The 5,286-nt window shown below is 62.9% G+C and carries 5 protein-coding genes; 1 reads left to right on the forward strand and 4 read right to left on the reverse strand.

The window, feature by feature from the left end; all coding sequences use genetic code 11:
- Window positions 1-47: 47 nt before the first annotated feature.
- Together WB528_RS13290 and WB528_RS13295 are read right to left on the reverse strand one after the other, a co-directional pair.
- Entirely contained in the window at window positions 48-362 is a 315-nt protein-coding gene (locus tag WB528_RS13290; protein ID WP_423888874.1) for a hypothetical protein, read from the reverse strand.
- Window positions 363-399: 37 nt separating this feature from the next.
- Window positions 400-1,584: an RluA family pseudouridine synthase gene (locus WB528_RS13295; protein ID WP_423888875.1), complete on the reverse strand. Its 1,185-nt coding sequence runs from the start codon at window positions 1,582-1,584 to the stop codon at window positions 400-402.
- 222 nt (window positions 1,585-1,806) lie between these two features.
- Between WB528_RS13295 and WB528_RS13300 the strand changes: the two genes are divergently transcribed.
- A complete protein-coding gene (locus tag WB528_RS13300; RefSeq protein ID WP_423888876.1) occupies window positions 1,807-2,673 on the forward strand; it encodes an alpha/beta hydrolase in 867 nt (288 codons plus the stop codon).
- A 39-nt stretch (window positions 2,674-2,712) separates the two neighbouring features.
- Here WB528_RS13300 and WB528_RS13305 read toward each other — a convergent pair whose 3' ends face one another.
- Window positions 2,713-4,047, reverse strand: a complete 1,335-nt coding sequence (locus WB528_RS13305) for a replication-associated recombination protein A (RefSeq protein WP_423888877.1) — start codon at window positions 4,045-4,047, stop codon at window positions 2,713-2,715.
- The coding region (locus WB528_RS13310) for a Do family serine endopeptidase (RefSeq protein WP_423888878.1) at window positions 4,044-5,286 on the reverse strand (1,243 nt) is incomplete at its 5' end. The genes WB528_RS13310 and WB528_RS13305, both read right to left, overlap by 4 nt.

Raw genomic sequence — 5,286 nt, forward strand, 5'->3', positions numbered from 1 at the left:
GCGCGATTCCTTGCGCGCGTTTCTCGCGCAATATCGCAACCAGAGCGCTAGCGGCTGTTCGCACAGGCGCGCGAATAGGAATCACGATCACCGGGACCAAGCCCGGCTGCAGCGCCCTCCTCCAGACAGGTCGTGATCTTGTCGCTGAACGACGGATGCGGCGTCGCATGAAAGCTCTGGCGTGGTGACGCATCCATTTGCGGGACCACCGGCACCTCGATCCTGGGTCCGGGCGGAGGTTTCGGCAACGGCGGATTGAATTGCGATCCACCGGGCGGAACAATCTGCACCTGAGCCAGCGCAACATCCGCGGGGGCGAATGCCGAGACAGTCAAACAGACCACCAGGAAAAATCGCTTCATCGGCGATATGTCGTGCGGCAACGGAAGAACCGCAAGATCACTCTTCCGGCGCGTGCTCGATCGGATCGAAGCGGTCGGCTTCAAGGCCAAGCAGGTTCCATGATTGCAACATATGCGGCGGTAACGGCGCCGTCGCATCGATCACGCCGCCGCGCGGATGGGGAATGACGATCCGGCGCGCCAGAAGGTGAAGCCGGTTCTGCAAGCCTCCCGGCAACTCCCAGTTTTCCTTGTTGAAATACTTGGGATCCCCGACGATGGCGTGGTCGATATGGGCCATATGCGCGCGCAATTGGTGGGTTCGCCCGGTCACCGGCTTCAGCGAAACCCAGGCGAGCTTTTGGGCCGAGGTTTCCACGACCGCATAATAGGTGACGGCGTGGCTTGCGCCCTCATCGCCATGCTCGGCGATCCGCATGATCGAATCTTCCTCGCTCTCGTCCTTGGCAAGGAAGGTCGAGATGCGGCCCTGCTTCGGCTTCGGCACGCCGGCCACCAGCGCCCAATAGATCTTGCGCGCCGAGCGATGGCGGAACGATCCGGTCAGTGCGCTCGCGGCAAATCGCGTCTTCGCAACCAGAAGACAGCCCGATGTTTCCTTGTCCAGCCGATGCACCAGACGCGGCTTTTGCCCTTTCGCGTCGCGCATCACTTCCAGCATCTGATCGAGGTGGCGCGTGGTGCCGGAGCCGCCCTGCACCGCCAGGCCCGCCGGCTTGTTCAGTACGAGCACGTCGTCGTCCTCGTAGATTATCATCTCTTTCAGCGCGGCCAGCGTCTTGGCGCCGGCTTCCGAGAGGTGCGCGGTCGCGCGCGGCGTCTCCAGTTTCAGCGGCGGAATGCGAACGCTTTGGCCTTCCTCCAGGCGATCCTTGCTGTCGGCGCGCTTGCCGTTGACGCGCAACTCGCCTTTACGAACGATGCGCTGGATGTGGGAGAACGACAGGCCGGGAAAGCGCGCCTCCAGGAAGCGATCGACACGCATGTTGTTCTCGTCCGCCGTCACGGTCACCGTCTGCACTTTAGTGGGCAACAGCGCCTCAGGGGGCGGTGCTGCCGCCACGAGCTTCGGCGCGCGCGGGACCGGGGCCGCAATACGCTGGGGCTTGCCGGCGGGTCGATGTCCCTGCGGCCGTCCCTCGGACCCACGAAAGGGCTTCGCGCCTTTCGGACGATCGCCCGCTCGGCGTTTCGGCAGCGGTTTTCGGGTGCGTCGGCTCATCTCAATTGTGGCTCCAAAGGGGACATTGGGTAACGCAAAAGCCGGGACTCGTCACGGCGAAATGAATACAAAAGCAGTGCCGGATCGGCCATGGTTCGCGGCTTGGAGACTTTTCAAGGAGTATTTCGGGTGCAGTTGGCAGCGAAGCGCGGTTTTACAAGGTCGGCGTTGGCCGGCGCTGCGGCTGCGATCGCTGCATCGGCATGGGCCGCGGAAGGTCCAATGCCCCCGGACATCGCAAAAAAGCTCGCCGAACTTGGCCGCGTCATCGACCCTCCGGCCACCGCCAGGCTCTATGCGCCCCTGCAGCCGAAAGAGCCCTATTTTGGCTTCAGGGTCGAGCGCGACCTCAAATATGGCCCTGCCGAGCGCAACTTGCTCGATATCTTCATGCCGCAGGTCACGACATCCGGCCGGCCCGTATTGATCTTCGTCCACGGCGGCGCGTTCATCGGCGGCAACAAGCGGCTGCCCGACAGCCCCTTCTACGACAACATCATGCTGTGGGCGGTCAAGAACGGCTTCATCGGCGTCAACATGACCTACCGTCTGGCGCCTCAGTTTCCCTGGCCCGCAGGCGCCGAAGACGTCGCCTCTGCCGTCCAATGGGTTTCGAAAGAAATCGGCGAACGCGGCGGCGATCCGTCACGCATCTACCTGATGGGACATTCGGCCGGCGCATTCCATGTTGCCAACTACGTGTCGCATCCGGAATTCTACAAGGTGAAGAACGGCGGCGTGAAAGGCGCGATCATGGTGTCCGCGACCTACGATCTGACCACCGGCGCTGTCGGCGCACCCGTACGGACTTATTATGGCGACGACGCGTCGCGCTACGCCAGTCAGTCATCCCTCCCGGGTCTCTTGAAAACGGACATTCCCCTGATGGCGGTGAGCTCGGAGCTCGATTTGCCTGTCTTTGTGAAGCAGCTCGAACTTTTCAAGGAAGCCACCTGCAAGCGCCCAAGCGGATGCGCGCGCGCCGTGATGTTGCCGCAGCACAGTCACATGTCGGAAGTGTATTCGATCAACACCGGCGATACCCGGCTGACCGATCAGATCCTGGATTTCGTCAAGACAGGAAAATAAAGCGATCCCTGGGAAGCGCGGTCTGCGAAGCCATCGCCCCTATCTCGCGCTCCGCTCCCGCCTGAGCTTCTCCCAATAGTCGAGACGCTTGCGGATTTCGCGTTCAAAGCCGCGATCGGGCGGATCGTAAAAGGTCCGCCGGCCGAGTTTTTCCGGGAAATAATCCTGCCCGGAGAACGCGTCCGGCGCGTCGTGGTCGTAGTCGTAGCCTTCACCATAACCTTCCTGTTTCATCAGCTTGGTCGGCGAATTCAGGATGTGTTTCGGCGGCAGCAGCGAACCGGCCTCCTTCGCCGTCCGCATCGCGGCGCCGAACGCCTTGTAGGCGGCGTTGGATTTCGGCGCGGTCGCGAGATAGATCACGGCCTGCGCAATCGCGAGTTCGCCTTCCGGCGAGCCCAGAAAGTCGTAGGCGTCCTTGGCGGCATTGCAGATCACGAGCGCCTGTGGATCGGCAAGCCCGATGTCTTCCACCGCCATGCGCACCACGCGCCGCGCCAGAAACAGCGGGTCTTCGCCGGCATCCATCATGCGCGCGAGATAATAAAGCGCGGCGTCCGGATCGGAACCGCGCACCGACTTATGCAGCGCCGAAATCAGGTTGTAATGACCGTCGGCAGATTTGTCGTAGATCGGCGCGCGGCGCTGCAGGATCGCCTGCAACTGCGCCGCGTCGAAGACTTCGCCACCGCGCGCGGAGCGCCAGACTTCCTCGGCCAATGTCAACGCGGCGCGGCCATCGCCGTCGGCCATGCGCACCAGCACCGCGCGGGCTTCCGCATCCAGCGGCAGCTTTCGCCCCTCGATCGTCTCGGCATGAATGAACAGTCTTTCAATGGCCGCGGGATCGAGCGAATGAAACACCAAGACGCGCGCCCGCGACAACAGCGCCGCGTTGAGCTCGAATGATGGATTTTCGGTGGTGGCGCCGACCAGCACCACGGTGCCGTCTTCCATCACCGGAAGAAACGAGTCCTGCTGCGCTCGGTTAAACCTGTGCACCTCATCGACAAAGAGCAGCGTTCCCTTGCCGGTCTCGCGCCGTGCGCGCGCTGCATCGAAGACCTTCTTCAGGTCGGCGACGCCGGAAAACACCGCGGAAATCTGCTCGAAATGCAGCTCCGTTGCATCCGCCAATAGCCGCGCCACGGTGGTCTTGCCGGTACCCGGAGGTCCCCAGAAAATCAGCGAGCCAAGGGTTCGCGTCTCGAGCATGCGCGTCAGCGCGCCGTCCGGGCCCAGAATGTGATCCTGACCGACGACCTCGGCGAGCGTTCGCGGCCGCATCCGGTCGGGCAATGGATGCGGGGCGTCCTGCGATAGCCCCGCGGCGGCGAAGAGGTTTGTGCCTTGCTGTTTCTGGTTTCGGCTCATCCGCCGAGTGTAACGTTGATCTGCTGCCCGCCGCGCAACAATTTGATCCGCCAGAGCCGGGAACTGTCACGCGTCGCCTTCTCGAGGTCGCTGGTTTTGGCGATTTTCTGGTTGTTCACGGCAACGATAATATCGCCCTTCTGGAAACCGACATTGGCAGCGGTTGAGTCATCGGAGATATCGGTGACGACCACGCCTTCGGTATCGGCATCCAGATGCATCTCGTCCGCTACCGCCGGCGAGATATTGGCGACCTTCGCCCCCTGGAACGGCGAACGGGTCGTCAGCACGATTTCACTGCGTCCGCCGTCGGGTGCGGTCTCAAGCGGCACCGACAACTTGACCAGCCGGCCTGCGCGCTGCACATCGATCTCGGCCGCTCCGCCCAGCGGGCGCGTCGCGAAGCGGTAGTCGAAAGCGTTGGGATCGTCGACCGTCTGCCCTTCGATGGCGACGATCAGATCGGACAGTTTGAGCCCGGCTTTCGCTGCGGGGCTGCCGGGCACGACATTGGCGACGAGCGCCCCGGTTGGGCGACGCAAGCCGAGCGTCTCGGCGATTTCCGATGTCACCGCCTGCAGCCGCGCGCCGAGCCAGGGCCGCTTGACGGCCTTGCCGCCGCTCTTGGCGGATGCCACCACGATGCGCACCATGTTGGCCGGGATCGCAAAGCCGATGCCCTGTGAGCCGCCGGAGCGCGAGAAAATCGCGGTATTGATGCCCGCGAGCTTGCCGGTCATATCAACCAGCGCCCCACCCGAATTGCCGGGATTGATCGCCGCATCGGTCTGGATGAAGAACTGATAGTCGGTGATGCCGACCTGGGTGCGGGCGAGCGCCGAGATGATGCCGTGGGTGACGGTCTGCCCCACGCCGAATGGATTGCCGATCGCGAGCACGACATCGCCAACCTGCAATTCATCGGAATTGGCGAAGTCCAGCGTCGGGAATTTTTCGTTGGCCCCCTTCAGGCGCAGCACGGCCAGATCGCTCCTGGTGTCCTTGAGCACGATCTCGGCTTCGAATTCACGCTTGTCGGACAGCGAGACCTTGACCTGATCCGCCCCCTCGATGACGTGGTTGTTGGTCACCACGAGGCCGGACGGATCGACCATCACCCCCGAGCCGAGCGAACGCTGCATTTGCTCGGGGTGCTGGCCGGGTACTCCGAAGAAGCGGCGGAAAATCGGATCGTCAAGCAACGGATTATGATCCTGCACGATCTTGGCGGCGTAGACA

This window comes from Bradyrhizobium sp., assembly GCF_049586575.1.
Taxonomy (GTDB): domain Bacteria; phylum Pseudomonadota; class Alphaproteobacteria; order Rhizobiales; family Xanthobacteraceae; genus Bradyrhizobium.